This is a genomic window from Taklimakanibacter deserti (assembly GCA_003574785.1).
In genome coordinates this window covers 72440-98870 of the sequence record QORU01000018.1, presented here as the reverse complement: position 1 = coordinate 98870, position 26431 = coordinate 72440, and the positions used below count along the sequence as shown (strand labels likewise).

Annotated in this window: 27 protein-coding genes; 11 read left to right on the top strand and 16 right to left on the bottom strand. The window is 63.2% G+C overall.

Annotated elements, in window-relative coordinates; genetic code table 11:
* Positions 1-74 precede the first annotated feature (74 nt).
* The 8 genes from lexA to DS839_RS30335 form a co-directional block, all read right to left on the bottom strand.
* Positions 75-782 carry a transcriptional repressor LexA gene (gene lexA / locus DS839_RS30370; protein ID WP_119274285.1) on the bottom strand — a complete coding sequence of 236 codons (708 nt, stop codon included), beginning with the start codon at positions 780-782 and terminating at the stop codon, positions 75-77.
* A gap of 114 nt (positions 783-896) precedes the next feature.
* Positions 897-2102 carry a molybdopterin molybdotransferase MoeA gene (locus DS839_RS30365; protein ID WP_119274284.1) on the bottom strand — a complete coding sequence of 402 codons (1206 nt, stop codon included), beginning with the start codon at positions 2100-2102 and terminating at the stop codon, positions 897-899.
* Between the two features lie 3 nt (positions 2103-2105).
* The gene (moaC, locus tag DS839_RS30360) at positions 2106-2582 is read right to left on the bottom strand and encodes a cyclic pyranopterin monophosphate synthase MoaC (protein WP_119274283.1); all 477 of its coding nucleotides are present in this window, start codon (positions 2580-2582) and stop codon (positions 2106-2108) included.
* Positions 2579-3376, bottom strand: coding sequence for an indole-3-glycerol phosphate synthase TrpC (trpC, locus tag DS839_RS30355; RefSeq protein ID WP_368912015.1), 798 nt, complete (start codon positions 3374-3376; stop codon positions 2579-2581). Before trpC ends, moaC begins: the two co-directional genes overlap by 4 nt.
* On the bottom strand, positions 3373-4395 hold the full coding sequence (gene trpD / locus DS839_RS30350) for an anthranilate phosphoribosyltransferase (protein WP_119274281.1): 1023 nt from the start codon (positions 4393-4395) through the stop codon (positions 3373-3375). Before trpD ends, trpC begins: the two co-directional genes overlap by 4 nt.
* Positions 4392-4970 (bottom strand): anthranilate synthase component II, encoded by a 579-nt coding sequence (locus DS839_RS30345; protein ID WP_119274280.1) that lies wholly within the window; start codon positions 4968-4970, stop codon positions 4392-4394. Before DS839_RS30345 ends, trpD begins: the two co-directional genes overlap by 4 nt.
* Positions 4967-6487 (bottom strand): anthranilate synthase component I, encoded by a 1521-nt coding sequence (trpE, locus tag DS839_RS30340; RefSeq protein ID WP_119274279.1) that lies wholly within the window; start codon positions 6485-6487, stop codon positions 4967-4969. Before trpE ends, DS839_RS30345 begins: the two co-directional genes overlap by 4 nt.
* A 39-nt stretch (positions 6488-6526) precedes the next feature.
* The gene (locus tag DS839_RS30335; protein WP_119274278.1) at positions 6527-8416 is read right to left on the bottom strand and encodes a peptidylprolyl isomerase; all 1890 of its coding nucleotides are present in this window, start codon (positions 8414-8416) and stop codon (positions 6527-6529) included.
* A 123-nt stretch (positions 8417-8539) separates the two neighbouring features.
* Between DS839_RS30335 and tpiA the strand changes: the two genes are divergently transcribed.
* From tpiA to pyrG, 3 genes are all read left to right on the top strand, one after another.
* A complete protein-coding gene (gene tpiA / locus DS839_RS30330) occupies positions 8540-9277 on the top strand; it encodes a triose-phosphate isomerase (RefSeq protein ID WP_119274277.1) in 738 nt (245 codons plus the stop codon).
* Between the two features lie 91 nt (positions 9278-9368).
* Positions 9369-9782: a preprotein translocase subunit SecG gene (gene secG / locus DS839_RS30325; RefSeq protein WP_119274276.1), complete on the top strand. Its 414-nt coding sequence runs from the start codon at positions 9369-9371 to the stop codon at positions 9780-9782.
* Between the two features lie 83 nt (positions 9783-9865).
* A complete protein-coding gene (gene pyrG, locus DS839_RS30320; RefSeq protein ID WP_119274275.1) occupies positions 9866-11494 on the top strand; it encodes a CTP synthase in 1629 nt (542 codons plus the stop codon).
* A gap of 44 nt (positions 11495-11538) precedes the next feature.
* On the opposite strand, the gene DS839_RS30315 is transcribed toward pyrG, so the two are convergent.
* From DS839_RS30315 to DS839_RS30305, 3 genes are all read right to left on the bottom strand, one after another.
* Positions 11539-11814 (bottom strand): helix-turn-helix domain-containing protein, encoded by a 276-nt coding sequence (locus DS839_RS30315; RefSeq protein WP_368912005.1) that lies wholly within the window; start codon positions 11812-11814, stop codon positions 11539-11541.
* 115 nt (positions 11815-11929) lie between these two features.
* Entirely contained in the window at positions 11930-12088 is a 159-nt protein-coding gene (locus DS839_RS30310; RefSeq protein WP_119274274.1) for a type II toxin-antitoxin system HigB family toxin, read from the bottom strand.
* Between the two features lie 3 nt (positions 12089-12091).
* Complete coding sequence (locus DS839_RS30305; protein WP_162918906.1) at positions 12092-12994, bottom strand: helix-turn-helix domain-containing protein; 903 nt, start codon at positions 12992-12994, stop codon at positions 12092-12094.
* A 448-nt stretch (positions 12995-13442) separates the two neighbouring features.
* On the opposite strand from DS839_RS30305, the gene DS839_RS30300 reads away from it, so the two are divergent.
* The 8 genes from DS839_RS30300 to DS839_RS30265 all read left to right on the top strand — a co-directional run bounded on the left by DS839_RS30300 (position 13443) and on the right by DS839_RS30265 (position 20810).
* Positions 13443-14213 (top strand): ABC transporter ATP-binding protein, encoded by a 771-nt coding sequence (locus tag DS839_RS30300; RefSeq protein WP_119274333.1) that lies wholly within the window; start codon positions 13443-13445, stop codon positions 14211-14213.
* Complete coding sequence (locus DS839_RS30295; protein WP_119274272.1) at positions 14210-14917, top strand: ABC transporter ATP-binding protein; 708 nt, start codon at positions 14210-14212, stop codon at positions 14915-14917. The genes DS839_RS30300 and DS839_RS30295 overlap by 4 nt, the downstream gene beginning before the upstream one ends.
* Before the next feature lie 12 nt (positions 14918-14929).
* The gene (locus DS839_RS30290) at positions 14930-15802 is read left to right on the top strand and encodes a branched-chain amino acid ABC transporter permease (protein WP_119274271.1); all 873 of its coding nucleotides are present in this window, start codon (positions 14930-14932) and stop codon (positions 15800-15802) included.
* 12 nt (positions 15803-15814) lie between these two features.
* Positions 15815-16813: a branched-chain amino acid ABC transporter permease gene (locus DS839_RS30285; RefSeq protein WP_119274270.1), complete on the top strand. Its 999-nt coding sequence runs from the start codon at positions 15815-15817 to the stop codon at positions 16811-16813.
* A gap of 50 nt (positions 16814-16863) precedes the next feature.
* Complete coding sequence (locus DS839_RS30280; protein ID WP_119274269.1) at positions 16864-18063, top strand: ABC transporter substrate-binding protein; 1200 nt, start codon at positions 16864-16866, stop codon at positions 18061-18063.
* A 77-nt stretch (positions 18064-18140) separates the two neighbouring features.
* Complete coding sequence (locus DS839_RS30275) at positions 18141-19334, top strand: aminotransferase-like domain-containing protein (protein ID WP_162918905.1); 1194 nt, start codon at positions 18141-18143, stop codon at positions 19332-19334.
* 101 nt (positions 19335-19435) lie between these two features.
* The gene (locus tag DS839_RS30270; RefSeq protein WP_162918904.1) at positions 19436-20026 is read left to right on the top strand and encodes an RraA family protein; all 591 of its coding nucleotides are present in this window, start codon (positions 19436-19438) and stop codon (positions 20024-20026) included.
* A gap of 13 nt (positions 20027-20039) precedes the next feature.
* Positions 20040-20810, top strand: a complete 771-nt coding sequence (locus DS839_RS30265) for a 2-keto-4-pentenoate hydratase (RefSeq protein WP_162918903.1) — start codon at positions 20040-20042, stop codon at positions 20808-20810.
* Here DS839_RS30265 and DS839_RS30260 read toward each other — a convergent pair whose 3' ends face one another.
* The 5 genes from DS839_RS30260 to DS839_RS30240 form a co-directional block, all read right to left on the bottom strand.
* On the bottom strand, positions 20811-21482 hold the full coding sequence (locus DS839_RS30260) for an SDR family oxidoreductase (RefSeq protein WP_119274266.1): 672 nt from the start codon (positions 21480-21482) through the stop codon (positions 20811-20813). It lies immediately after the preceding gene.
* Complete coding sequence (locus DS839_RS30255; RefSeq protein WP_368912004.1) at positions 21475-22878, bottom strand: GH1 family beta-glucosidase; 1404 nt, start codon at positions 22876-22878, stop codon at positions 21475-21477. The genes DS839_RS30260 and DS839_RS30255 overlap by 8 nt, the downstream gene beginning before the upstream one ends.
* Positions 22862-24493: an amino acid ABC transporter permease gene (locus DS839_RS30250; protein WP_119274264.1), complete on the bottom strand. Its 1632-nt coding sequence runs from the start codon at positions 24491-24493 to the stop codon at positions 22862-22864. The genes DS839_RS30255 and DS839_RS30250 overlap by 17 nt, the downstream gene beginning before the upstream one ends.
* 71 nt (positions 24494-24564) lie before the next feature.
* Positions 24565-25311: a basic amino acid ABC transporter substrate-binding protein gene (locus DS839_RS30245; protein WP_119274263.1), complete on the bottom strand. Its 747-nt coding sequence runs from the start codon at positions 25309-25311 to the stop codon at positions 24565-24567.
* The gene (locus DS839_RS30240) at positions 25308-26405 is read right to left on the bottom strand and encodes a LacI family DNA-binding transcriptional regulator (protein ID WP_119274331.1); all 1098 of its coding nucleotides are present in this window, start codon (positions 26403-26405) and stop codon (positions 25308-25310) included. The genes DS839_RS30245 and DS839_RS30240 overlap by 4 nt, the downstream gene beginning before the upstream one ends.
* Positions 26406-26431 lie beyond the last annotated feature (26 nt).

The window sequence follows — 26431 nt, the reverse complement described above, 5'->3', positions numbered from 1 at the left end:
CGACCAAACAAAAAGAGCCGGGCTTGATACGCAAGCCCGGCTCTCTCATTTCATCCGCGTCAGCGGAGGATATCTCAATATTTCCGGATCAGCCCGACGAGGCGGCCCTGCACATTGACCCGGTCGGGTCCGAAGATGCGGGTCTCGTAGGCGGGGTTGGCGGCTTCGAGGGCGATCGAGTCGCCCTTCTTGCGGATGCGCTTGAGCGTCGCTTCCTCATTGTCGACGAGGGCCACGACGATATCGCCATTGGTGGCGGTGTCGCCCTTGCGGATGAGCACCGTGTCGCCGTCGAAGATGCCGGCATTGATCATCGAATCGCCTTTGACCTCGAGGGCGAAATGCTCGCCCGCGCCCAGCATCTCAGGCGGCACCGTGATATTGTGCGAATGGTCCTGGATGGCCGAGATCGGCACGCCGGCGGCGATCCGTCCCATGACCGGCACGACCGCGGCCCTGGGCGTGCCCGAGCCCGCATGCGGAATGGGCTTCACCTTGCCGAGATTGCCTTCGATGACATTCGGGCTGAAGCCCGAGCGCTTGGAGGTCGAGAGGCTCGGACTGTGCGCATCGGGCAGCTTCATGACTTCGAGCGCGCGCGCCCGGTTGGGCATGCGCCTGAGGAAGCCGCGCTCTTCGAGAGCCAGGATCAGGCGGTGGATGCCGGACTTGGACTGGAGATTGAGCGCGTCCTTCATCTCCTCGAAAGAGGGGGAGACTCCGTCTTCCTTGAGGCGTTCATTGATGAAGAGAAGCAGTTCGAGTTGTTTGCGCGTCAGCATGGCGTGACCTGTTCAAAGAACGTTCCGGGGAAGTCGTTGAGCGAGAATCGGAACAAATACAAAACGAAAATAACCGTTCCCGTTTGGTTCAGCAAGCCTAAATTGGGCGGACGTTCAAAAATCCATCAAAATGAGGTCGACCAGGTCGCCCTCGCGGGCTTCCGGCGCATGCGGCGGACGGACGATGAGGCCCTGGGCTTCGGTCAAAGCGCGCTGCATCGAAGAATCCTGGACCCGGAAGGGGGCGGCCCAATAGCTGCCATCGGCGCCGCGGCTCACCTCTGCCCGAAGATAATCCTGTCTTAGGTCGTTCGCCGGCAAGGGCGAGCCGAGCCGGGCCTTGATGACATCGTCAGGGGCCGGACGACCGAGCAACGCGAAAATCAGAGGTTTGAGGAAAATCCGCGCACAGACGAGCGCGGAGACGGGATTTCCCGGAAGGCCGAGAATCCGCCTCTGGCCGTTGCGGGCGAACATGAGGGGTTTTCCAGGCCGGAGCGCGATTTTCCAAAAATCGAGCTTGATACCGGCTACCTTGAGGGCAGCCTGGACAAAGTCGTGATCGCCGACCGAGGCGCCACCGGTCGTTAGAAGGATATCCGCCCCGGAAGCCTTCCGGATGGCCCGGGAAATGGCGTTAAGCTTGTCCGGGATGATGCCGAGGTCGACCGGCTCGCCGCCATAGCGGCGCACAAAGGCCGCGAGCGCGAAACTGTTCGAGGAAACGATCTGGTCGGCCTTGGGTGTGCGGCCAGGGGCGACCAGCTCGTCGCCCGTGGTGAAAATAGCGACCCTGGGGCGCCGGGTGACCGGAAGGGCCGGCCAGTTCATCGCCGCGGCAAGACCGATCTCCCGGGCGCCGAGCAAGGTCCCCTGGCGCAGAAGGCTCTGGCCCCTGGCGAAGTCCAGTGCCTGGCGCCGGATATGCTGGCCCAGACGCTGCGCCGGCACGGTGACGCTCACCTGGCCGTCGGAGGCCTCGGCGTTTTCCTGGATGACGACCGTATCGGCGCCTTTGGGAACGGGGGCGCCCGTGAAGATGCGCACCGCCTGGCCAGGGCCGACCGTTCCCTTAAAACCGTGCCCGGCGGGGGCCGTGCCGATGATCCTGAGCCTCGCCGGAGCCTTCTCGACATCGGCAAAGCGCACCGCATAGCCGTCCATGGCGGATGCCGGGAAAGGCGGCTGGTCGCGCCTGGCCTTGACGTCGGCGGCGAGCACGCGCGCGGCGCAGTGATGCAACGGCACGCTCTCGCGCGGCAGCGCCCTGGCGCCCTTGAGGACGCGCGCCTTCGCCTCTTCGACCGGCATCAGCGCCATCGCTCAGTCCCCGGAATAATGACCGGACTTGCCGCCGGATTTCTCGCTGAGCCTGATGTCGCCGATGCGCATGGCGCGATCGGCCGACTTGCACATGTCATAGATGGTGAGGCAGGCGACCGCGACGGCGGTCAAGGCTTCCATCTCGACACCGGTTTTGCCCTCGACCTTGACCGTCGCCGAAACCTCGATCGCATTCGCCCCTGTGTCGGTGGTGAAATCGACCGTGACGCCGGAGATGGCCAGGGGATGGCAGAGGGGGATGAGCTCATGCGTCTTCTTCGCCGCCATGATGCCCGCAATGCGCGCCGCCGCCATCACATCGCCTTTCTTGGCGCGGCCTTCGGCGATCATCGCGAGCGTCTCGGACCTCATGGTGACACGTCCACGCGCTGTCGCCTGGCGCAGGGTCACGTCCTTGGCCGAAACATCGACCATGCGGGCACGGCCCTGATCGTCGAGATGGGTGAGCTTGCTCATGGCTTGGCCAGGATAGCACGGGTCGCGGCCGCGACATCGGCCTGCCGCATCAGGCTTTCGCCGATGAGGAAGGCGTCGACGCCGACCTTGGAAAGCCGCGCCAGGTCGGCCGCGGTGAAGAGCCCGCTCTCGCCGACGATCAGCCGGTCGGCCGGAACCAGGGGAGCAAGACGTTCGGTGGTCTCGAGTTTCGTCTCGAAGCTGCGCAGGTCGCGGTTGTTGATGCCGATGAGGCGGGTCGAGAGTTTTAAGGCCCGCTCGAGCTCCTTCTCATCATGAACCTCGGCCAGCACATCCATGCCCCAGTCGAGCGCCGCCGCTTCGAGCTCGCAGGCGAGCGTATCGTCGATCATCGCCATGATGAGGAGGATGCAGTCGCCGCCCCAGGCGCGCGTTTCCGCCACCTGATAGGGATCGAGCATGAAGTCCTTGCGGAGCGCCGGAAGCGCCGTCACCGCCCGCGCCGCGCCCAGATATTCGGGCGCGCCCTGGAAGGAGGGCGTGTCGGTGAGGACGGAGAGGCAGGCCGCACCTCCGTCCTCATAGGCCATGGCGAGCTGCGGCGGATTGAAGTCCGGCCGGATCAGCCCCTTGGAGGGGCTCGCCTTCTTGATCTCGGCGATGAGCGCCCATTGGCCTTGCGCGATCTTCGCCTCGAGCGCGCGCGCGAAACTCCTCACCGGCGGGGCATCGAGCGCCATGACGTCGAGCTCGCGCTCGGCGATCTCGGTTTTCGCCTTGGCGACTTCCTCGCGCTTATAGGCGGCGATCTTGTCGAGGATGGTGGTCATCAGGCTTTTTGTCCGTTCGACACTTTCACCAGTTTCTCGAGCACGGCCCGCGCGCCGCCGCCGTCGATCGATTTCTGCGCCTCGGCGACACCTTCCTTGAGATCCTTCGCCTTGCCGGCGACGAGAAGGGCGGCAGCCGAAGTCATCACCGCGGCGTCGCGGAAAGCATTCTTCTTGCCTTCGAGCACTTGGCGCAGCGCCTCGGCATTATGCGCCGCATCGGCGCCCTTGAGATCGGCGGCGGATGAGCGGGCAAGGCCCACATCTTCCGGGGTCACCTCGGCGAGCGTTACCTTGTGGTTCTTCAATTCGGCGATCCAGGTCGTGCCCGAAGGCACGATCTCGTCGAAGCCGCCTTCGCCATGGCAGATCCAGGCGCGTTCACAGCCCAGATTGTTGAGCACATGGGCCAGGGGCTCGACCCAGGCCTTGGCGAAGACGCCGGTGACCTGGCGCTTGACGCCCGCCGGATTGGAGAGGGGACCGAGCAGATTGAAGATCGTGCGCGTTCCGAGCTCGACCCGTGTCGGCCCCACATGCTTCATCGAGGCATGATGGGCCGGCGCGAACATGAAGCCGCAGCCCGCATCATCGATGCAGCGGCTGATTTGCTCCGGGTTGAGATCGATCTTGACGCCCAGCGCCGTCAGCACATCGGCCGATCCCGATTTCGACGACAGGGCCCGGTTGCCGTGCTTGGCGATCTTGAGACCGGTGCCTGCGGTGACGAAAGCAGCACAGGTCGAGATATTGTAGGAGCCCGAGGCATCGCCGCCGGTCCCGACGATGTCGATGGCATCGGCCGGCGCCTTCACCGTCGTCATCTTCTCGCGCATGATCTCGACGGCGCCGGTGATCTCATCGACCGTTTCGCCACGCACGCGGAGCGCCATCAGGAAGCCGCCGATCTGCGACGGCGTGGCTTCGCCCGACATCAGCACGTCGAAGGCCGCGCGGGCCTCGTCGCGCGTCAAGGGCTCGCCGCCCGCCGCCTTGGCTATGAGGGGTTTGAGGTCCGTCATGTGAATGCCCCCGCCTGTTGGAGGAAGTTCTTCAATAGAGCGTGGCCATGCTCGGAAGCAATGCTTTCGGGATGGAATTGCACGCCATGGATGGGCTTGGTCTTGTGCTGCAGGCCCATGATGATGCCGTCCTCCGTCTCGGCGGTGATTTCGAGGCTTTCGGGCAGGCTATCGCGCTCGACGATGAGCGAATGATAGCGGGTCGCCGAGAAGCCGTCCGGCACCTCGGCGAAAATGCCCTTCGCCCTGTGGCGGACTTCGGACAGTTTGCCATGCATCAGATGCGGCGCCCGGATGACCTTGCCGCCAAAGGCCTGGCCGATCGCCTGGTGGCCGAGGCAGACGCCGAGGATCGGCACCTGGTCCTGCGCCTTCGCGATGAGATCGAGACAGATGCCGGCCTCATTGGGCGTGCAGGGGCCGGGCGACAGCACGATCGCCTGGGGCCTGGCCGACAGGACCTGGCCGACGCTGATCTTGTCGTTGCGATGCACGACCGTCTCGGCGCCGAGATCGCCCAGGAAGTGATAGAGGTTCCAGGTAAAGCTGTCGTAGTTGTCGATGAGGATGATCATTGTCCCCTCCCGGCGCGTCCGGCGAAGCGCACCGCGTCGTCGGCGGCGCGGAACAGGGCCTTGGCCTTATTGACGCATTCCATGTGCTCGGACTTGGGCACGCTGTCGGCGACGAGGCCGGCACCCGCCTGCACATACATCTTGCCGTCCTTGACGATGGCCGTGCGCAGCATGATGCAGGTGTCCATGTCGCCGTCGGCCGAGAAATAGCCGGCGCAGCCTGCGTAGGCACCGCGCTTCTCGTGCTCCAGCTCGTCGATGATCTGCATGGCCCGCACTTTGGGTGCACCCGACACCGTGCCTGCCGGGAAGCCGGCGACGAGGGCGTCGATCGCGTCATATCTGGGCGCGAGCTCGCCTTCGACATTGGACACGATATGCATAACATGGCTGTAATATTCGAGGATGAACTGGTCCGTCACCTTGATCGAGCCGATCTTGGCGACGCGGCCGACATCGTTGCGGCCGAGATCGAGCAGCATCAGATGCTCGGCGCGCTCCTTGGGATCGGCGAGCAGCTCCTCGGCCAAAGCGCGGTCCTCGCTCGGCGTCTCGCCGCGCCGCCGCGTGCCGGCGATCGGGCGGATCGTCACCTTGCCGTCCCTGACCCTGACCAGGATCTCGGGCGATGAGCCGATGATCGCGAAACGGTCGAAGTCGAGATAATAGAGGAAGGGCGAAGGATTGACGCGCCGGAGCGAGCGGTAGAGCGCGAAGGGCGGCAGCGTGAAGGGCGCCTCGAAGCGCTGCGACAGCACCACCTGGAAGATGTCGCCCGAGGCGATGTACTCCTTGGCCTTCTCCACCATGCCCATATAGTCTTGCGGTGACGTGTTGGAGCTGGGCTCGCCGATAGCGGGCACGTCGGCGCGGCCCATCATCCCGTGATCGAGCGGCCGGTCGAGCGCCTCGACCACGTAAGCGAGCCGCTCCATGGCGCGCGCATAGGCCGCCTTGGCGCTGACATCGCCTTCCGGATAGACCGGCGTCACCACCGTGACGTCGTCCTTCACCGAATCGAAGATCGCCATGATCGTCGGGCGGATGAGCATGCCGTCGGGCAGGCCGATGACGTCCTGGTTGGGCTGAGGCAGGTCCTCCATCAGCCGCACCATGTCATAGCCCATATAGCCGAAGACGCCGGCGGCCATCGGGGGCGCGTCGGGCGGAAGCGCGATGCGGCTTTCCTTGAGCAGCGCCCGCAAGGCGGGGAGCGGCTCGAGATCGACCGTTTCGAAGGGGCCGTCCGGATTGAACAGCGCGCGCCGGTTGATCGAGGCCTTGCGGCCCTCGACCTTCCAGATGACGTCGGGCCGCATGCCGATGATGGAATAGCGCCCGCGCACCGCGCCGCCTTCCACCGATTCGAGGAGGAAGGAATAGCGCGCATTGCGCGCGAGCTTGAGCATGGCCGAGACGGGCGTCTCGAGATCGGCGACGAGCCGGGTGGAAAGGATCTGCGCTTCGCCTAAATCATAGACGCGACGGAACGCGTCGAATTCGGGTAAGACTTGCATGTGAGTAGACCAAGATGAATGTGCTTTCAGGGTTGAGGTTCAGTTCGCGTTCGCGCCCGTGACCTGTCGCCACATATTCTCGTCTACATAGACATCGAGCTCATTCTGCACGTCGGCGACATAGCTCGCCGCCAGATTGCTGCCGGCGCCGTCGGTGAGCGCCTTGGTGATGGTTTTGGCTTCTTCCGAATTGGGATCGAAGGTCGGAATGAGCACCGCCTGCGACTGCATGATCTTCGCACCCTTGCCGTCGCCTTCGGGGGCGAAGGCAAAGCCGTTCTCGGGCACCGAGAACAGGGCCGCGACCGCTTCGGGACCGAATTCGTTCGTCGTCTCGTTGCGCTTGAGGCCCTCGACCTTCTTGATCTCGGCCTTGGCTTCGCCGGCCAGCGTCTCGAACGCGATGCCGTTCTGCGCGCGCTCCACCAGCTGCTTGGCCTTTTCGAGCGCCACCTCGCGCAACTTCTGGGCTTTCCAGTCGCTTTCCACTTGCGCCTTGACCGTGTCGAAGGGCTTGACCGCGGACGGTGTCACTTCGCGGACCTCGTACCAGACATAGCCGCTCGACGGCGTCGTGAGCGCGTCGTTCTCGACCCCGGTGTCGCTTTCGAAAGCCTGCTTGAGGACGCCTTCCTTGAACGGCACGTTCACTTCCTTGCCGTCCTTGCCGAGGCCTTGCGGATCGACCGGCGGGGTGACGACGAGATCGAGCTTCACTTCTTTGGCGATGTCGTCGAAGGATTTCTGCTGGGCGCGGGCATCCTCGACCGCATCATAGGTGTTCTGCACCTCGCCTTTCGCCTTTTCGAGCTGCAGGCGCGAGGTGAGCTCGTTCTTCACCTCATCGAGCGTCGACTGCTTCTCAGGATTGATCTTCGTGACCTTGAGCAGGACCACGGACAGCTTGCCTTGCACGGGGTCGCTGACCTGGTCCTGCGCCAGGCCGAAGGCGGCATCGGCGATGATCGTGTCGAAGATCTTGTCCTTGCTGACCTCGCCCAGCGAGGCATCGGCGTCGGTCAGCCCGCGCTCCTTGGCCAGCGCCATGAAATCCGTGCCCGCGGCGATCCGCTCCTTCGCCTTCTTGGCTTCATCGACATTGGGGAAGGGAATCTGCAAGATGGCGCGGGTCTCGGGCTTGAAGTAGTCGCGTTTGAACTTGTCGTAAGCGGCGGCGAGATCGGCATCGCTGATCTGGATCTTAGGGGCGATATCCTGCGGGTCGGCCTTGAGGACGGCAATGACGCGATATTCAGGCGCGGTATAGCGCGCGCTGTTCTTCTCCCAATAGGTCTTGAGATCCTGCTCGCTGGGCGAGGGGACATCCTGCTCCGCGGGCCTGAGGACGAAGTAGCGCGCATCGCGCTCCTCGTTGCGATGGCGATAGACGGCCTCCTTCAGCGTATTGGGAGGCGTGAAGTTCCACTCGACGGTGTCGGCCAGGGCACCGCGCAGAAAGCGCTGGCGCTCGCCGGCGACATAGCCCGCCTCGCTCAAGCCGTTTTGCCGCAGCACCTCGCGGAACAGTGTCGGATCGAACTGGCCTTGCGAATTGTGAAAAGCCCTGTTGGTCTGGATGATGTCGGCGATCTGCTGGTCTGAGATCGCGAGCTTCATCTTGTCCGCTTCCCCGTCGAGGGCGGCATCGCGGATCATCCCGTTGAGGAAGATACGATCGAGGCCCAGGAGGCGGGCTTGTTCCGGCGTGATCGTCTGGCCGACCTGGCGCTGATAGTTTTGCAGCCAGTTGCGGTAGCTGTCAGTGAAATTCTGGGCGGAAATCTCCTGGTCGCCGACCGTCGCCAGCGCCGAGCCCGGCCGGAAGGTGAAGACGTCGGCGACGCCCCAGACGACAAAGCTCGCGGCCAAGAGGCCCAAGAGCACCTTGGCCACCCAGCTTTTCGCGGAATCACGCAACTTGTCGAGCATCAAGCACCTTCTTTTCGAGCGTCCGGCACGAACGCGGCGCGCATCATAGGGACGAGGATCAGGCCTCGCAAGCCTTGCCTGGCTCTGCTAGGAGGAAACGACACTATCGTGCAGGGGATTGAAATGGCTCAGAAATCGCCAAGACCGCTGGTGGCGGGAAACTGGAAGATGAACGGCACCACGGCAGCGCTGAAGGAGGCGCGGCTCCTCGCCGGCATGCTCAAGGATGTCCGGCTCAAATGTGAGGTCATGCTCTGTCCGCCGGCCACCCTCATCAGCGCCGTCAGAACGGTGGTCAAGGGCGCCAGGATCAGGCTGGGCGGCCAGGACTGCCACTGGAACGCCAATGGCGCCCATACGGGCGACATTTCAGCCGAGATGCTCAAGGATGCCGGCTGCAGCGCCGTCATCGTCGGCCATTCCGAAAGGCGCACCGATCACGGCGAGACCGACGAGATCGTCCGCCGCAAGGCGGAGGCCGCCCACGCGGCCGGGCTCATCGCCATCGTCTGCATCGGCGAGACGCTGGAGCAGCGCAAATCCGGCCAGACGCTGGCCGTGATCTCACGCCAGCTCAAGGGCTCGGTCCCGGCGGGTTCCACGGCGGCCAACACGGTCATCGCCTATGAGCCGGTCTGGGCCATTGGCACCGGCCTTACCCCGACAACGGCGGAAGTGGGCGAGGTGCATCAATCCATCCGCCGAGAGACCGATCCCTTGATGCGCATCCTCTATGGCGGGTCGGTGAAGCCTGCCAATGCGGCGGAGCTCATGGCCGTCGCCAATGTGAACGGCGCCCTGGTCGGGGGGGCCAGCCTCAAGGCCGCCGATTTCATCGGCATCATCAAGGCCTATGCCTGACCGAACGGCAGGCCGGCTTGCCTGAGGGTTGCCTCCACCCCATATCCGCGCTAGACGCTGCCACCGAATTTCGGAACCGGACCCCCAGAAGATGCAAACCGTCCTGCTCGTCATCCATTTGATCATCGCCATCGCGCTCATTGGCGTCGTGCTGCTGCAGCGCTCCGAGGGCGGCGCTTTGGGCATTGGCGGTGGTGGCGGTGGCGGGTCGCTGTTCTCGGCAAGGGGGGTCGGCAATACGCTGACGCGGACGACGGCCATTCTGGCCGTCATCTTCTTCCTGACCTCGATCGGCCTGACCTTGCTTTCCAGGCACACCGGTGGCGGATCGCTTTTCGACCGTCCGGCGACGCAGACACAGCAGAATCAAAGCCAGACGGCACCGCCGGCAGGCAGCGAGGGCAGCGGCGTGCTGCCGCAATTGCCGTCGAGCGGCGAGCAAGGGCAGGGCCAAGGCGGCGGTTCCGCGAAACCGGGACAACCACAAGTCCCTGTTTCACAGTAATTTGTTTCACAGCTTTCCACAGAAGCCCGGACCTCAAAATCCGGGCTTCGAATCGTATGGATGAGAGGTTAGATTAGGGGCCCATGGCGCGGTACATCTTCATCACCGGCGGCGTGGTCTCCTCCCTCGGCAAGGGTCTCGCTTCAGCAGCGCTCGGCGCGCTCCTCCAGGCGCGCGGTTTTTCCGTGCGCCTGCGCAAGCTCGATCCCTATCTCAATGTCGATCCGGGGACCATGAGCCCCTATCAGCACGGCGAGGTCTTCGTCACCGACGACGGGGCGGAGACCGATCTCGATCTCGGCCATTATGAGCGCTTCACCGGGCGCTCGGCCAACCGCCAGGACAACATCACCACCGGGCGCCTCTATCAGGACATCATCGCCAAGGAACGGCGCGGCGATTATCTCGGCGCCACCGTCCAGGTCATTCCGCATGTGACGGACGCGATCAAGGAATTCGTGACCACCGGCAATGAGGGCTATGACTTCGTCCTGGTCGAGATCGGCGGCACGGTCGGCGACATCGAAGGCCTGCCGTTCTTCGAGGCCATCCGCCAGCTCAGCAACGAATTGCCGCGCGGCCAGACGATCTTCATCCATTTGACGCTCTTGCCCTATATCCCGACGGCGGGCGAGCTCAAGACCAAGCCGACGCAGCATTCGGTGAAGGAGCTGCGCTCGATCGGCATCCAGCCGGACATCCTCCTGTGTCGCGCCGATCGCGAGATCCCGGTGAACGAGCGCCGCAAGATCGCGCTGTTCTGCAATGTGCGGCCCTCCGCTGTCATTCAGGCGCTCGACGTGAAGAGCATCTATGATGTTCCCCGCGCGTATCATGCCGAAGGGCTCGACAAGGAGGTGCTCGACGCTTTCGGCATCACCACCGCGCCCGAGCCCGATCTCTCGCGCTGGAAGACGGTGATGGAGCGCATCACCCATCCGGAAGGCGAGGTGAAGATCGCCGTCGTCGGCAAATATACCGGGCTGCTCGACGCCTATAAGTCGCTCAATGAGGCGCTGGTCCATGGCGGTGTGGCCAACAAGGTCAAGGTCAAGCTCGAATGGATCGAGTCCGAGATCTTCGAGAAGGAGGATCCCGCCCCCTATCTCGAAGGCGTCCACGGCATATTGGTGCCGGGCGGCTTCGGCGAGCGCGGCTCCGAAGGCAAGATCAAGGCGGCGACCTTCGCGCGCACCCGCAAGGTGCCCTTTTTCGGCATCTGCTTCGGCATGCAGATGGCCTGCATCGAGGCGGCGCGGAGCCTCTGCGGCATCACCAGTGCAAGCTCGACCGAATTCGGCGAAACCCCGGAGCCGGTCGTCGGCACCATGACCGAGTGGATGAAAGGCAACGAGCTCGAGATCCGCAAGGCGGGCGGCGATCTCGGCGGCACGATGCGGCTCGGCGCCTATGACGCGACCTTGAAGTCCGGCAGCAAGATCGCCGAGATCTATGGCGACACGCGCATCTCGGAGCGCCACCGCCACCGCTATGAGGTGAATACGCATTATCGCGAGAGGCTGGAGAAGGCGGGCATGCTGTTCGCCGGCATGTCGCCCGATGGTCTCCTGCCGGAGACCATCGAATATCCCGATCATCCCTGGTTCATCGGCGTGCAGTATCACCCCGAGCTCAAGTCACGGCCGTTCGAGCCGCATCCGCTCTTCGCCTCCTTCATCGCCGCCGCCGTCGACCAGAGCCGGCTCGTCTGAAACCAGCGTCTTGAACGGAATAGAGTTGCTTCAATCCGCAATCATCAGGCGGCACGTTTGATCTTGTAGGGACGGATCAGAAGCTCCGCTGGAATTTTCCATGTCTCGCTAATCTTGTAGATCATGTCGACCGTGAGCGCGCGTCGGCGCGAGAGGACTTCCGACGCGCGCGGGCGCGAGCCGAGAAGATCGGCTAATTCCGCTTGGGTATGCCCGAGCTCCTCGATGGCATAGTTGAGCACATCGATCGGATCAAAGCCCGTGTCGACGTCGATCGGCCATCGTTTGGCTTCGTATATTTCGACAAGGGCAAGGAGCACGCCTGTCGCCTGCCTCGGTGCCCTCCGGTGCTCCCCAGCCAGCGTCGATCTCGGCGAGCGCGGCTCGGTGATCTTTGTCTGTGCGGATCGGACGAAACTCCATCGAGAATTTCCTTCAGAATTGCGATATGGTCAAAGCATCGATTCGGTCGTACTCGGCATGGGTGCCGATGAACTTTACGAAAGCTACCTGTCGGCGGAAATCGAAGGCGACCACCAGGCGATAGTTTCCACCCGCAACTTCGAACCGGACACGCTCCCGGTTTTTGCCCAGTGGTCAGTGGCGAAATTGCTGGCGCCAGCGATGCGGCGTCATGCCGTCGGATTGCTTCAGCGCCGCGGTGAGGTGGCTCTGGCTGGAGAAGCCGCAGGTTTCGGCAATCTCGCCGACGGAAGTCTCGCCGCTGCGCAGCAGATGCTTGGCTTTTTCCAGGCGCGTCTGCATGAGCCAGCGATGCGGGGTCTCGCCCAGCTCCTGGTGAAAGCTGCGGGCAAAATGTCTCCGACTTAGCCCTGCGGCGGCGGCGAGCTGGTCCAGGCTGATTTCTTCCCCGAGATGGCTCGCAACGAACTGCTTGACGCGGTTCAGCCGCCATTGCGGCAGAGCTACAGCCGCATTGGGCTGAAGATCGGTTCCGGCCCTGATGAGCAATTGCGATAGGACCGACATCAACAATCCGTCGGCCAGATATTTGTCCGCCGCCTTGTTGCCCGCGACACTCTCCCATAGCCGACCGAGGAGGACTTCGACGAGGGGATCGGCCCAGGTCTGCTCGCAGAGCTTCCAGAACGCTTTGCCGATGCGCCGCGGACACGCGCTGCCGAAAACGGCGCGGACTGTATCGTTGGGAATGGAAAGAACCAGGATCTTCCGGCACCCGTCCACGTCCCAGGTGCTCTCGGTCTCGGACGGGATGACAAGCATTCGGCCCACTTCCGCCTTCTGGCGATGGCGGTACTCACCGATCGTCCAGCCCCAGTTGCAATCGCGCTCGACGGTCAGCGGGAGGGCGAGGAGCGTCTCGGGAAGCGCCGGGTCGACGAAATCATGCGGCCCTTGCTCGACAAGGATCATGCGGAATTCGAGTCGCCCCTTCGAACTGCGGTGCTCCTGCGGAAAACTGCCATAACCGGACTTCTGATAGAACTCGGAGTAATTCTGCCACACAACATCAGACATTGAGTGCCACCCAGACGAAACTTCTATTTGCTGAAATTGCCTCGCCGACGGGAACGGTGCCGCATGATCGTGCGCAAGTTGACCAGCTGGCCCAATTGATAGGCGCAATGGCCCCACCGGGCAATAGTCCGAAGGGACTGACACGCGTTGGACCGTCACTGCGGTCGGGATGGCCCTTTCGTGACATTTTTGGCCCTCCGACATGCAATTCCCGCTGCGCAAGCTGGTAGTGTTTTTGCAGGGCACGGACGGCGTCGCTCGCGCCGCCCGGCCGATAGGGCGGATATGCGGTGGGATGTAGGTCGATGACGATACGGCACGCGCTGAGGCGGTGCCTCGGGCTGCAGTCATGGCTGTGCCGAACAATGGCGACCGGGGGTCGGCGCCGATCGGCGGTGCGCTGCCCGTTGCTCGGGATCGACTGAGACCCGTGACGAGCGTGCCGCCGATCCTCTCTTGCGAGCGTCTGACGATGAGCTTCGGGTCGTTTCGGGCCGTCGACGACTGTTCGATCTCCGTGGCGAGGGGTTCAATCACGGGGCTCGTCGGACCTAATGGAGCCGGCAAGACTACGGTGTTCAACATGATCGCCGGCGCCCTCTATCCGGACTCCGGCCAGATCATCTATCTCGGCGAGGACATAACGACCCTGACCCCGGACCGCCGGTTTCAGAAGGGGCTCGTGCGGACGTTCCAAATCCCGCATGAATTCGATCATCTCTCCGTTATCGAGAATCTCATGATGGTCGCTCCCGGGCAGCCTGGGGAATCGCTCATCAACAATTGGATCGCCCCGGCGAGAGTGAAGGACGTGGAGGCGAAGACTTCGCGGAGGGCCTGGGAAGTGCTGGAGTTCCTCGAGTTGACCCAGATCGCCCACCAGCGGGCGGGCCGGATATCGGGCGGCCAGAAGAAGCTCCTGGAGCTTGGGCGGACCATGATGACGGATGCCGAGCTGGTTTTGCTCGATGAGCCCGCCGCCGGCGTGAATCGCACCTTGCTGCGCAAGCTGGAGGAGAAGATCGCCTTTCTGCATCGTGAGCGCGGTTACACCTTCGTCCTCATCGAGCATGACATGGAAATGATCGAACGGCTTTGCGCGCCGGTTATCTGCATGGCGGAGGGCAGGGTGCTCGTCGAGGGAAATTTCGAAACCGTCCGCTCGGACCCGCGCGTTCTCGAAGCCTATCTCGGAGAGCGGCAGCACCTAACCGCATGAGCGCGCTTTTGACCATCAAGGACCTCAGGGCTGGATACGGGGATGCGGATATCCTCTTCGACCTTTCACTCCAGGTCGCGAGAAGCGAGATCGTGGCCATCGTCGGCCCGAATGGCGCCGGCAAGTCGACGGCGATGAAGTCGATCTTCGGTCTGCTCAATATCCGCGCCGGATCGATCTCGATGGCCGATACCGACATCACCGGCTGGGCTCCCAATCGCATCGTGCAGGCCGGCATCTGCTACGTGCCGCAGGTGCGCAACATCTTCGGCGAGATGACGGTTCACGAGAATTTCGAGATGGGCGCCTTTCTGAGAAAGGGCGACTACTCCGCATCGCTCGATCGCGTCTACGAGCTCTTCCCCGATCTCAAGGCGAAGAAGAAGACGACGGCCGGAAGCCTGTCGGGCGGACAACGCCAGATGGTCGCCATGGGACGCGCGCTGATGCTCGATCCAAAAGTGCTGCTGCTGGACGAGCCCACCGCCGGCCTTTCCCCCAGATACATGGAGCAGATCTTCCAGATCAGCCGCGACGTTCGCGACAGCGGCGTGGCGATTCTTCTCGTCGAGCAGCATGCAAAGCAGGCTCTCGCCTTCAGCGACCGCGGCTATGTGCTGGCCGGCGGCCGTAATCGCCATGAGGGTCCGGGCTCGGCGCTGCTGGCGGATCGCCACATCGCCGAGATGTTTCTGGGCGGATAGGCGGCGAACGGCATGGACATGCTCAACTTCATCAATTTCTTCCTCCTTCCGGGCATCGTCCAGGGCTCGATCTACGCCCTTGGCGCGATCGGCATCACGCTCGTCTTTGCCATCATGCGCTACGGGCATTTTGCACATGGCGATCTGGCCACATTCGGCGCCTTCATGGCGTTGTTCTTCACGACAGCCTTTGGCCTGTCGCCTTATGCTGCACTTCCTTTCGCGATCGTGACGGCGGGCATCCTTGCGGTCGGCATCGATTGGCTGTTCTACGCGCATCTGCGCGCCCTGCCGAAGATCATCACGACGATCGCTTCTTTCGGTGTGGCATTGATGCTCCGCTCGTTCGTCCAGGTCGTCTGGGGCGTGAACTCCACGAGCTATACGCGCGGAATCACCCGGCCCGAGAACTGGTTCGGCATCCGGGTGAAGAGCCACGAGATCATGACGCTCACGGTCGCCATCGTCCTCGTGGTGGCACTGCATCTGTTCCTGACCAGGAACAAATGGGGCAAGGCCATGCGCGCCATGTCGGACAACCCGAGCCTCGCTTTGCTGTCAGGCGTCGACAACGGCAAGGTCATCGCGCTCACCTGGATCATCGCCGGTGGCCTGTGCGCGGCTTCGGGTTTCTTCCTCGGCCTCAACACCGAGCTCAAATCGCTGATGGGCTGGAACATCCTGCTGCCGACCTTCGCGGGAGCCATTCTCGGCGGTGTCGGCCGTATCGAGGGTGCGATCGTAGGCGGGCTCATCGTCGGCATCGCCGAGGAGCTCTCGGTCCTGGTCATCCCGAGCGAATACAAGGTCATGAGCGCGTTTGCGATCCTGCTCCTCGTGCTGCTGGTCCGCCCGACTGGCATCTTCCACGGCAAGGTTCTGTAGGAGGGACGCGGCATGGAATGGCTCACCGTCCTCAACTACCCGGTCTATCTGGCGATCTTCATCTGCATCTATGGCTGTCTTGCCATCGCGCTGAACGTTCAGTGGGGCTATGCCGGCCTTTTCAACGCCGGCATAGCCGGGTTCTTCGCCGTCGGCGCCTATGCATCGGCGATCCTGACCTCGCCCGAGGAAGCAGGTCACCTTGGCGGCTACGGATTGCCGTTTCCCATAGGTCTTCTCGGCGCGATGGCGCTCTCGGGCTTCTTGGCATGGCCGATCGGCAAGATATGCCTGCGCTTCCGGTCGGATTATCTGGCGATCGTGACGATCGGCGTGGCGGAGGGAATTCGTCTGGTCGCACGCTCCGAAGACTGGCTGACCAACTCGGCGCGCGGGATCAGCGGGATCCCCAGGCCCTTCGGCGATCTCACCTATGGGCTGGCGCAATTGGCCTATCTCGGAATCACCGCGCTCATCCTGCTCGCGGTCTATCTCCTCATCGAACGACAGGCGGTCTCGCCCTGGGGCAGAATGATGCGCGCCATTCGTGACAACGAAAGCGCCGCCCTGGCCATGGGCAAGGACGTGCCTTACCGCCGGCTGGAAGCCTTCATCCTGGGCTCGGCGCTGATGGGCCTTGCCGGCGCATTGTATGTTCATTTCGCCCGTACCATCACGCCCGATGCCATCGATCCGATGCTGGTGACCTTCCTGGTCTGGATCATGGTCGTCCTCGGCGGATCGGGAAACAACCGCGGCGTCCTCATCGGAGCCGTCATCGTCTGGATCATCTGGTCCGCATCAGAGATCGTGACCGACCAATTCCCCGCGGAATATGCGTTGAAAGCCAAGTATGGCCGCATGTTTCTGATCGGGCTGCTGTTGCAGCTCGTGCTCCGCTTCCGGCCGGAAGGACTATTGCCGGAAAAACTCCGCAAGGAGCCGCGCGGCGAGGAGCCGTCTGCCCGCAAGGAAGGCGCGGTCGAAAGTGCCGACAGCAAGATCAATTGAGTTCAACCGGCACGGCGAGGATCGCCGGACCAACAATGATGGAGGATCGAATGAAAGCTAAGCATCTGGGAATTGCCTCGCTCCTGCTCGGGGCGAGCGCTCTGGCAACACCGGCGGTGGCCGACGTCGAGATCGGCCTTCTGGCCGGCATCACTGGGGGTGCCGCCGCGATGGCACCCGAAATCACGCGCTCCTATCAATTCGCCCTCAAGGATGTGAACGATCAGGGCGGTATCCTGAACGGCGAGAAGCTCGTCGGCATCGACGCCGACGATGGCTGCAGCCCACAGGTCGCGGTGGATGCGGTCACCAAGGTCGTTAACGTCTCGCATGTCGTCGGCATAATCGGCCCCTGGTGCTCCGGGGCGCTCCTCGCCGCCGCCAACTCGGTTGCCATACCGGCCGGTGTCCTCGTGATCTCTCCGGCGTCGACCTCGCCCGCCGTCACCACGATCAAGGACAACGACCTGGTGTTCCGGACCATCCCTTCCGACGAATATCAGGGCCAGGCGTTGGCGCGGACGCTTCTCGACCGCGGCACGAAAAAGGTGGCCGTTTCCTTCATCAACAACGACTACGGCAAAGGCATCGCCGAAGCGTTCAAGAAGGAATATGAAGCCAAGGGCGGCGAGATTGCGGGCTATGCCGCGCATGAGGAGAACAAGTCGTCCTATCGTTCCGACCTGGCGGAGCTTGCGGGCGGTGGTGCCGATACGCTGGTCCTCCTCGACTATGGTGACACCTCCGGCCTAACCGTTCTGCGTGAAGCGATCGAAAACGGCTTCTTCAAGAATTTCGTCGGCGGCGAAGGCATGAAGACATCAGCTCCGATCAAAGGGATCGGCGCCGAAAATCTCTCGACCTTCATGGCCTCGGCACCGGTCAGCACGAAGTCGCCTTCGCTCGACATCTTCAACAAGGCTTTCGCGGCGGCGGGCGGCGACATCAACGGCAGCTATGTGGGGCCGTCCTACGACGCGGTATTCTTGATGGCGCTCGCCGTCGAGAAAGCCGGAGGTGACAAGGCTAAACTATCGGAATCCCTGCGCGCCGTCTCGAACGGCGAGGGCGAGCCCATCCTGCCGGGCGAATGGAAGAAGGCCAAGGAGCTGATCGCGGCCGGCAAGGCCATTGACTACAAGGGTGCATCCGGCAATCTGGACTTCGACGCAAACGGCGATGTGCCAGGGAGCTACGCTCTCTTCAAGGTCGCGGGCGACGACTACGAAGTCGTCACCGAGATGAAATAAGCCACGGGCGGCGCGGCGCCTTGACTCGCCGCGCCGCCACCCGTTCCCCGTCCTGTCGATGAAGTGAGATTACGACGATGAACATTCGGCTCGCCAACCGCATGACCCGAGTGCAGCCTTCCGCGATCCGTGAGCTTCTGCGCCATGGCGCAGATCCGAGGATCATTTCCTTTGGCGGAGGCTACCCCGACTCTTCCTTGTTCCCGCTCGAGCAGCTGGAAGCTGTCTACCACGCCTCGATCGCGGGCGATGGCCGGGAAGCGCTGCAATATACCGTCTCCAACGGGCCTCTGAAACTGCGTGAGCAGATCGCCTCACGCATGCGGAAGGACGGCGTCGAATGCGGCGCCGACAACGTGCTGGTGCTGCAAGGCGGTCAGCAGGGTCTCGACCTCGTGGCCAAGATGCTGATCGACAAGGACGACGTGATCGTGACGGAGAATCCCACCTTTCTCGGCGCGCTCATTGCCTTCAACCCATGCGAGCCGCGCTATGCCGTCGTCAAAATGGACGATGACGGGATGGACATGGACGACCTCGAGCGGACCCTGAAGGAAAACCCGGCGGCCAAGCTTCTCTACACGGTGCCTGATTTCCAGAATCCGACCGGCGTGACGCTGAGCCGCGAGCGCCGCAAAAGGCTGGTCGAGCTGGCCAACCGGTTCGACTTTGTCATCCTCGAGGATACGCCCTATCGCGAGCTGCGCTATCAGGGCGAGACAATCCCCACCATCAAGAGCTTCGACACCGAAGGCCGCGTCATCTATCTCGGCAGCTTCTCCAAGATCCTGACACCCGGCATGCGTTTGGGCTGGGCCGTGGGCTCAGAGGACCTCATCCAACGTCTCGGCCTCTTGAAGCTCGCCGCCGATACGCAGTGCAGCACGCTGAACATGGCGGCCGCTTCGCTGTTCCTCGACAAATACGACATCGACGCGCACATCGCCACGATCCGCCGGACCTATCGCCGCAAGAAGGAGCTGATGCTCGACACCATCAGGCGCACGTTCCCGCAGGATGTTGCGTTCACCGAGCCGAGCGGCGGGATGTTCACCTGGCTCACCTTTCCGGAAAACTTCGACACCACACGCTTCATGGCCGACCATGCGCTGCCTGAAGCGCGGGTGGCTTATGTTCCCGGGGCGACGTTTTTCCCTCTCGAGCAGCAGGTCAATCACGCGCGATTAAGCTACTCCACCCACACGGACGAAGCCATCGTGCAGGGCATTACCGCGCTCGGCCGCTTGCTGACGTCGCGGCGCGGCGCCTAGCGGCCGCTGATCAAGGAGCGAACCCAATGCCGACAAAAGTCCACAACATCCGGCCGAAGCGCATCGCGCGTGACGTCCTGCACGGCTGGGCCTCGGTCCCGGTGACCATCCTGTCGGATATCACCGGCGGCCGATTGCTGGTGGATCCCCGGATAAGGCCACTTCGGCCGTTCGACCTCGGTCAGCGGATGGTCGGGCAGGCGGTCACAGCTTGGTGCGAGCGCGCCGATTTCGGACCGTCGCTGCATGCCATCGATATCGCTGAAAAAGGGGATATCATCGTGATCGATGCCGGCGGCAGCGTCGAGACGGCCTATGTCGGTGAAATCCTGTGCGGCGTCGCGCGCAGAAAGAAGATCGCAGGTCTGATCGTCAACGGTGCCGTCCGTGACATCGACACGATTGCGAGCTGGCCCGATTTCCCCGTGTTTTGTCTGGGAACCACGGCGCGCGGCCCGCTGTCGAAGGAACGCGGCTCCGTGAACGGGCGGATCGTTTTCGGCGGCATTCCGGCAAAGCCCGGCGACATCGTGCTGGGTGACAATGATGGTCTGGCCATCATTCCCGCTGAAGACGCCGAAAGCCTCCTCGCACCGGCGTTGAAGCGTGTTCGCCTCGAAGGAGAATGGGCCGCCGAATTGGCCTCCGGCAGGACGCTGATCGATGTATTCAGCGTTCCGGAAGCGATCTAGGGAGGATGAGGAATTGACAGAGACCATCGATCGGATCGCACAGGACCTGGTGAGCGAACATCGCAACGGCACCAAATTCCACCGGGTGGCTGCGATCAACAACCTGACCGACGCCTATCGCGTGCAGGACGCCTATATCGCGGCGACCATCGGTGACAACGCCGTCGCCGGCTACAAGATAGGCCTGACGTCGCTTCGCATGCAGAACATGTGCGGCATCGACCAGCCCGTCAGGGGCACGGTCTTCTCCGGCCGCGTCTTCACCACCGGTGCCCATGTGCGGCTGCGCGACTATCACCATCTTGGTTTCGAATTCGAGATTTGCGTCCGGCTCGGCCGCGATCTGGTGCCGGACGGAAAGCCCTTCACGCCCGAAAGTGCGGGTGCGGCGGTCGATGCCGTGGCCGCGGCGATCGAATTGGTCGACGACCGTCATGCCGACTACAGTGTTCTGCACTGCGATACGCTGGTGGCGGACAATTCCTGGAATGCCGGGATCGTGCTGGGCGCGTTCACGCCACCGCCGTCCCGTCTGGGCGAGGTGGAAGGCATCGCCTATCTGGACGGCGTGGAATTTTCGCGCGGCCGCGGCGCCGATGTGCTCGGGCACCCGTTCGTGCCGCTGGCGTGGCTCGCGAACCATCTTGTGGCGTCCGGCCGAAGCTTGCGCAAGGGCGATGTCGTCATGACCGGCAGCATCGTGACCACGAGGTTCCCGTCCGGACCTTTCACTTATCGCTTCGATGTCTCCAGGATAGGCAGCGTCGAGGTCAGCGGATCCTGATCACCACGCAATCGGCGTGCCGGTGAAATCATGAAAGCTGCCGCTCATCTCGGGTCCGGCCGTGTCGATCACGCTGCGCAGGCCCTGGGCGCTGGCGGTCACCGGCACCTGCGCCTCGGCACCTCCCATATCGGTTTTCACCCAGCCCGGATGCAGCGCCAGGAAGATGAGCCCGTGATCGAAAGCGAGCTTGGCGGTGGCGATATTGAGGGCCGCCTTGGAGCAGCGATAGGCGTAGTCACCGTCCGCATCGAGGCCTTCCGCGACCGAGCCGGCGCGGCTGCTGACATTGGCGACGATCCGGCGACGGCCGCGCGCGAGATGCGGCAGGAACGCTTTGACCATGAGGAGGGGCCCAAGCGTATTGACCCTTAATGTGGCGAGGAAGTCATCCGTCCTCAGGGCGTCAAGGCCGCCCCTATCGCCGCGCTGGGCGGCGTTGTTGACCAGGATATCGATCGCCTCGCCGTGCAACTCATGCGCCAGGGCCGTGATGCTTTCCTCATTGCCGGTGTCGAGCGCCCGCCACAGGACATTACCTGCGATGGGCGACGCGGCGTGCAGATCACGGCAGCAGGCGAGGACACGGCTGCCCGACGCCGCATATTGCCGGGCAAGCTCTCGGCCGAGGCCGCGATTGGCCCCGGTGATAAGAACCGTCTCCTCATGCATATTTGCGGACTCGATCGTCCGAGTTGTTGCGCGCGATCGCGGCATAGACGTGACCGCTGAACTTGATGCGCCGCTCCTGGGTGACGAAATCCACATGGACGAGGCCGAAAGGCGTCGAATAGCCATACGCCCACTCGAAATTGTCCATCAACGTCCAAGCGAAATAGCCTTTCACCGGCGCACCGCGGCGCATAGCGCGCGCCATATGGTCGAGATGGTCGACGTGATATTCGGCGCGACGGACATCGTGGATGGTGCCGTCGGAAGTGACGGTCTCGGCCGGCGTGGCGAAGCCGTTCTCCGAGATATAGATCGCCTCGGGCGCATATTGCTCATGCACATAAAGCAGCACGTCCTCGATCGACTGCGGCCAGACTTCGTAGTTTACGGCGGAATATCGGCCGGGCGGGTTGACACGTTCGAAGTTCAAGGGCGGCATTTCCCGACCATGCGCCATGATCGAGCGGCGATAGATGTTCACGCCGAGATAATCGAGAGGTGCGGCGATGATCTCGTTGTCACCGGGACGGATCTCCGGCAGGAGGTCGCGGCATAGCTCGAGCATGGCCTTGGGATAACGACCCTTGAACACCGCATCGAGGAACCAGCGATTCTGCGCGTCCTCGAAACGCTTGGCCGCTGCCATATCGTCCGCCTTGTCGGAGGCCGGCGTCACCGTATTGAGATCGAGCACGATGCCGATCTCGGCGCTGCCGCCATGGGCGCGAATGGCCGGCACGGCAAGGCCGTGGGCGAGAAGCGCGTGATGGCTGGCGGCAAGACCGCCGCACGCTCCATCCTTCAAGCCTGGCGCGTCCTCGCCGGTCGCATGACCGCTCCAGCAGAAGGTCCAGGGCTCGTTGAGCGTCGTCCAATGCGCGACGCGGTCTGCCAGGGCATGACTGACGAGGCCGGCATAGTCGGCGAAGCGATGTGAGGTCTCGCGGCTGTACCAGCCGCCTTTGTCTTGCAAAGCTTGCGGCAGATCCCAGTGATAGAGGGTGACGAAGGGAAGGATGCCGGCCTCGGCGAGGCCGTCGATCAGGCGCTTGTAGAAATCGAGGCCGGCTTCATTGGCCTTGCCAGCGCCATACGGCTGGATGCGCGACCAGGAGAGCGAGAAGCGATAGGCGCCGAGGCCCAGCTCCCGCATGAGGCGGATATCCTCTGGCCAGCGGTGATAATGATCGCAGGCGATGTCGCCGGTGCCGGCGTCGCTGATCACGCCCGGCATGTGGGAGAAGCGGTCCCAGATGCTTTCGCCCTTGCCGTCCGCTTCGGGGGCGCCCTCGATCTGATAGGCCGCGGTCGCGGCGCCGAACAGGAAAGGCCGCGGCACACGCAATTCCTGCGCGCGGGCCATGAGCCGTTCCATGTCGTCAGCGGTGCTTGACATCATATTTCCTCTCGATTGACGTGATCAGACTGGCCGCGGCGAGGGTTAGCAGCACATAGAAGACGGCCGCGGAGTTGTATGGAGCGAAGGGCAGGAAGCTCGCCGACTGAAATTCGCGCATACGCTGGGTGATGTCGCGGATCGACAGGATCGACAGCAGCGAGGTGTCCTTCAGGATGGCGATGAACTCGTTGCCGAGCGGCGGGATGATGATGCGGAAGGCCTGCGGGATGACCACCAGCCGCGCCGTGGTCCAGCGGCTCAAGCCCAAGCTGCGCGCCGCCTCGATCTGACCCGCGGGCACCGCCTTGAGCCCGGCCCGGAATATTTCCGCAAGATAGGCCGAATAAGCGAGCGCCATGGCGGCGATGCCGCGCAGGAGATTGGGTGGATCGACGAAGCCGCCGGTCCCGTCCTTGATGGCGCCGCTGAGCGGCAGGCCGACATAGAGGACGATGACCAGCATGGGAATGCCGCGCAGTGTGTCGATGATGAACTCGGAGCCGATCGCGAGCGGATGGCGGTGATGCAAAAAACCGCCGAAGGTGAGGAGGGCGGTGACGACCGCGGCGATGGCGAATGCGGTGCCGGCCGATTTGTTGCGGTCGGGAAGGGAAGCAGTCCGCCAGAGAGTGACGGCGCCAGGCGCGAGCGTCGCCGCCGGCACGAGGGCGGCGCTGACATCCTGACCCTGCGCCACCGCCTTCAGCGCTGCCTCGGCATTGGCGAAGGTTTTAAGCGGCAATTCATCGACAACGGGCGCACCGGGAAATTGGGCGAAACGCACCTGGTCGATGAGGCTCTTCGGTGTGTTCTGTATGACCGCCACTTTGCCGGCAAGCGTTCCCGTGAGGACATAGGACACTGTGGGCTGCAGGAAGTGCCAGGCGGCACCGGCGGCGAACAACGCCGCGATCGCCGGGAAGACGACGAAGCTGCGGCGTATCAACCGGAGCTGGAGCAGCATGACCCAGCCCAGGCCGAGCAGGATCGCCAGGATATAAGCGAGGACGGCGGCGCGGATGGAGGTCGCGAGTCCCGCGGCGAAACCCAGATAGGCGAAGAGAAGCAGATAGATCAGGCCCGCGCCGTTGACGAAGGTCAGTCCCCATGTAGCGACGCGCTGTAAATATTCCGGTGCGCGGCCGAAGAAGAGCGCAAAGCCGGCGAGCGACAGGATGGCATAGGCGAGGAAGCTCGTTTGCGCGATCGAGGCGACAGCGGCGAGACTCGCGTCGGTGAGCCGGCGCGGCGTTTCGCCTTTGACGACGAGATCGGAAGTGAAGGGATCAACGCTGTTGGCGACGAGCGAGGCGACGAAGGGCAAGGCCGTCATGGTGACGGCGAGCCAGGCCGCGATCACGAGACCGAGACCGGCCAGCACGAGGCTCGCTTGCGGCCGCGACCGATGCCAGAAAAGCGCGGCGAGCGCCGACGAGAAAGCCAAGAGGAGAAGGAGGAAACCCGGCAGCAGAAGACTCGAACCGTGCTCGATGCCGAGGATGGCAGCGAGCGAGCGGCGATAATCGGTGGAGGCGGCGAAGATGTAGATGATGAAGGGCAGCGCCGAAAGAATGATGAGGTTGCTCGGTCGCAGCCGTTTCAGGAACCGCATGATGTTCTCCCGCGGGTTTGGCCGGCAACGGTGCCGCTGCCGGCCGGCTCTCCCTGGCGCTCAGGCGCGGACTACTTCTTCACGCCCCAATATTTGTCGATGAGCTGAGCGAGGGTGCCGTCATCCTTGATGGCTTTGAGGCCCTCATTGAAGGCGGCGACATGCTCATCGCCCTTGCGAAAGACGAGGCCCAGGGGATCGGACTGTAGATCCTTGATGCCGACCACGAGCTCGCCGGCGAATTCCTTTTCATAGGCCGCACCATTGGCGCCGTTGATGACGACGCCGTCGACATCCTTGTTCTTCAGAGCCAGGATCGCAGCGCTGAACGTGTCATAGGCGGCGACCTTGTCCTTACCGACCAGGCTCTCGGCGAGCTGCGCATCGGTGGTGTTGGCCTGGGCAGAAAGCTTCTTGCCGCTCTTGAAATCCTCGACGGTCAGCGCCTGATCGTCGACCCGGACGAGAATGGCCTGGCTATTGACGATATAAGGATCGGTGAAGTCCATCGCCTTCTTGCGCTCTTCGGTGATCGATACTCCTGAGGCGACGAGGTCGAAATTGCCCTGATCGAGAGCGGCGAAAATGCCATCCCACCCGGTGGTGACGAATTCCACCTGGCAGTTGAGCTTGGCGCAAATGGCGTTCACGACATCGACGTCGAAGCCGACGATCTGGCCCGACGCCTGATCGACATATTCCATCGGCGGCGAGGTCGTGTCGGACCCCACTTTGAGCGTCTTGCCGCCGAGATCGGCGGCAAGGACCGGGCCTGTGAGCAGCAGGGCTGTGAAAGCGGCAAGCAGATATTTCTTCATGAGGTTTCCTCTCTGTTGCTGTTGTGCCCGCCGGCTCGCGGCCGTTCGAGCTTGTTGACCTGCCGGACCACGAGGTCCGGCCGGTAGATTTCCTGCAAGCGCGCCGGTTCTTCACCGGCGACGCGGCGCAGGAAGAATTCCCCGAGCTTGCGGCCGAGCCGCTCGATCGGGAGATAGAAGGTGGTCAAGGGCGGAGAAAAATAGGCGCTGACATTGATGTCGTCATAGGCGATGACATCGACGTCGCGGCCGACGACGCGGCTCATTTCTGCAAGCCCTGCCAGGACCCCGAGCGTGGTGGCTTCATTGACGCAGATGAAGCCCGTCGGCGGCTCAGGCAGGTGGCTGAGGCGGGCGGCGCTTTCCTTGCCGAAGCGGGTCGTGAGACCGCCCGCGGCGATCAGGTCGTCGCACGGAGCGAGGCCGCTTTCGGCCAGCGCGCGGCGAAAGCCATCGATGCGGTCCATGGCGTAGGACAGCCGTCCATCGGGATTGATCAGGGCGATGCGCCGGTGGCCGCCCTCGACCAGGCGCCGGGTCGCGGTATGCGCCGCCCAGTCATTGTCGACATCGACATGGGCATAGGGCAGCGACGAGCGGCAGCGGCCAAGAGCGACGAAGGGGAAATGGCGCTCGATGAGAAAGTCGATGCGTGGATCCTTGGCCCGGATGCCGGAAAAAATGAGCCCGTCGGCAAGGCCCGTCTCGACGATGCGCTGTGCGACGAGACGTCCATCGTCGGCATCGCGAATGACATGGACGGCGATGCGGTAGCCCGAGCCCTCGAGGGCCTGGCTGATGCCGCTGAGGATCTGGGTATATTCGACCCCGTCCCACTCGAAGTCTTCAGCGACGGTTACCGGCATGAGCACTGCGGCTTGAAAAGTCTTGCCAGCGCGCAGCGATACGCCGCGCATATTGGCTTGGTAACCAGCCCTGGCGGCCGCTTCGCGGATGCGTTCCTTGGTTTCAGCCGTGACTACGGGCGAATCCCGGAGCGCCTTGGAGATGGTGGCGATGGAATAGCCGGTCGCTTGTGCCAGCGTCTTCACTGTGGGGCGGCGGTCGAGGGCCTGTGCCTTTCTCGAATTCATGTCCGCTTTTCTGCTCTTTTTATTGC

What these genes read in the sequence shown, in the direction of transcription:
- lexA (WP_119274285.1), bottom strand. Translation starts at nt 782, where the DNA reads ATGCTGACGCGCAAACAACTCGAACTGCTTCTCTTCATCAATGAACGC.
- DS839_RS30365 (WP_119274284.1), bottom strand. Translation starts at nt 2,102, where the DNA reads ATGGCGCTGATGCCGGTCGAAGAGGCGAAGGCGCGCGTCCTCAAGGGC.
- moaC (WP_119274283.1), bottom strand. Translation starts at nt 2,582, where the DNA reads ATGAGCAAGCTCACCCATCTCGACGATCAGGGCCGTGCCCGCATGGTC.
- trpD (WP_119274281.1), bottom strand. Translation starts at nt 4,395, where the DNA reads ATGACGGACCTCAAACCCCTCATAGCCAAGGCGGCGGGCGGCGAGCCC.
- DS839_RS30345 (WP_119274280.1), bottom strand. Translation starts at nt 4,970, where the DNA reads ATGATCATCCTCATCGACAACTACGACAGCTTTACCTGGAACCTCTAT.
- trpE (WP_119274279.1), bottom strand. Translation starts at nt 6,487, where the DNA reads ATGCAAGTCTTACCCGAATTCGACGCGTTCCGTCGCGTCTATGATTTA.
- DS839_RS30335 (WP_119274278.1), bottom strand. Translation starts at nt 8,416, where the DNA reads ATGCTCGACAAGTTGCGTGATTCCGCGAAAAGCTGGGTGGCCAAGGTG.
- tpiA (WP_119274277.1), top strand. Translation starts at nt 8,540, where the DNA reads ATGGCTCAGAAATCGCCAAGACCGCTGGTGGCGGGAAACTGGAAGATG.
- secG (WP_119274276.1), top strand. Translation starts at nt 9,369, where the DNA reads ATGCAAACCGTCCTGCTCGTCATCCATTTGATCATCGCCATCGCGCTC.
- pyrG (WP_119274275.1), top strand. Translation starts at nt 9,866, where the DNA reads ATGGCGCGGTACATCTTCATCACCGGCGGCGTGGTCTCCTCCCTCGGC.
- DS839_RS30305 (WP_162918906.1), bottom strand. Translation starts at nt 12,994, where the DNA reads ATGTCTGATGTTGTGTGGCAGAATTACTCCGAGTTCTATCAGAAGTCC.
- DS839_RS30295 (WP_119274272.1), top strand. Translation starts at nt 14,210, where the DNA reads ATGAGCGCGCTTTTGACCATCAAGGACCTCAGGGCTGGATACGGGGAT.
- DS839_RS30290 (WP_119274271.1), top strand. Translation starts at nt 14,930, where the DNA reads ATGGACATGCTCAACTTCATCAATTTCTTCCTCCTTCCGGGCATCGTC.
- DS839_RS30285 (WP_119274270.1), top strand. Translation starts at nt 15,815, where the DNA reads ATGGAATGGCTCACCGTCCTCAACTACCCGGTCTATCTGGCGATCTTC.
- DS839_RS30280 (WP_119274269.1), top strand. Translation starts at nt 16,864, where the DNA reads ATGAAAGCTAAGCATCTGGGAATTGCCTCGCTCCTGCTCGGGGCGAGC.
- DS839_RS30275 (WP_162918905.1), top strand. Translation starts at nt 18,141, where the DNA reads ATGAACATTCGGCTCGCCAACCGCATGACCCGAGTGCAGCCTTCCGCG.
- DS839_RS30260 (WP_119274266.1), bottom strand. Translation starts at nt 21,482, where the DNA reads ATGCATGAGGAGACGGTTCTTATCACCGGGGCCAATCGCGGCCTCGGC.
- DS839_RS30255 (WP_368912004.1), bottom strand. Translation starts at nt 22,878, where the DNA reads ATGTCAAGCACCGCTGACGACATGGAACGGCTCATGGCCCGCGCGCAG.
- DS839_RS30250 (WP_119274264.1), bottom strand. Translation starts at nt 24,493, where the DNA reads ATGCGGTTCCTGAAACGGCTGCGACCGAGCAACCTCATCATTCTTTCG.
- DS839_RS30245 (WP_119274263.1), bottom strand. Translation starts at nt 25,311, where the DNA reads ATGAAGAAATATCTGCTTGCCGCTTTCACAGCCCTGCTGCTCACAGGC.
- DS839_RS30240 (WP_119274331.1), bottom strand. Translation starts at nt 26,405, where the DNA reads ATGAATTCGAGAAAGGCACAGGCCCTCGACCGCCGCCCCACAGTGAAG.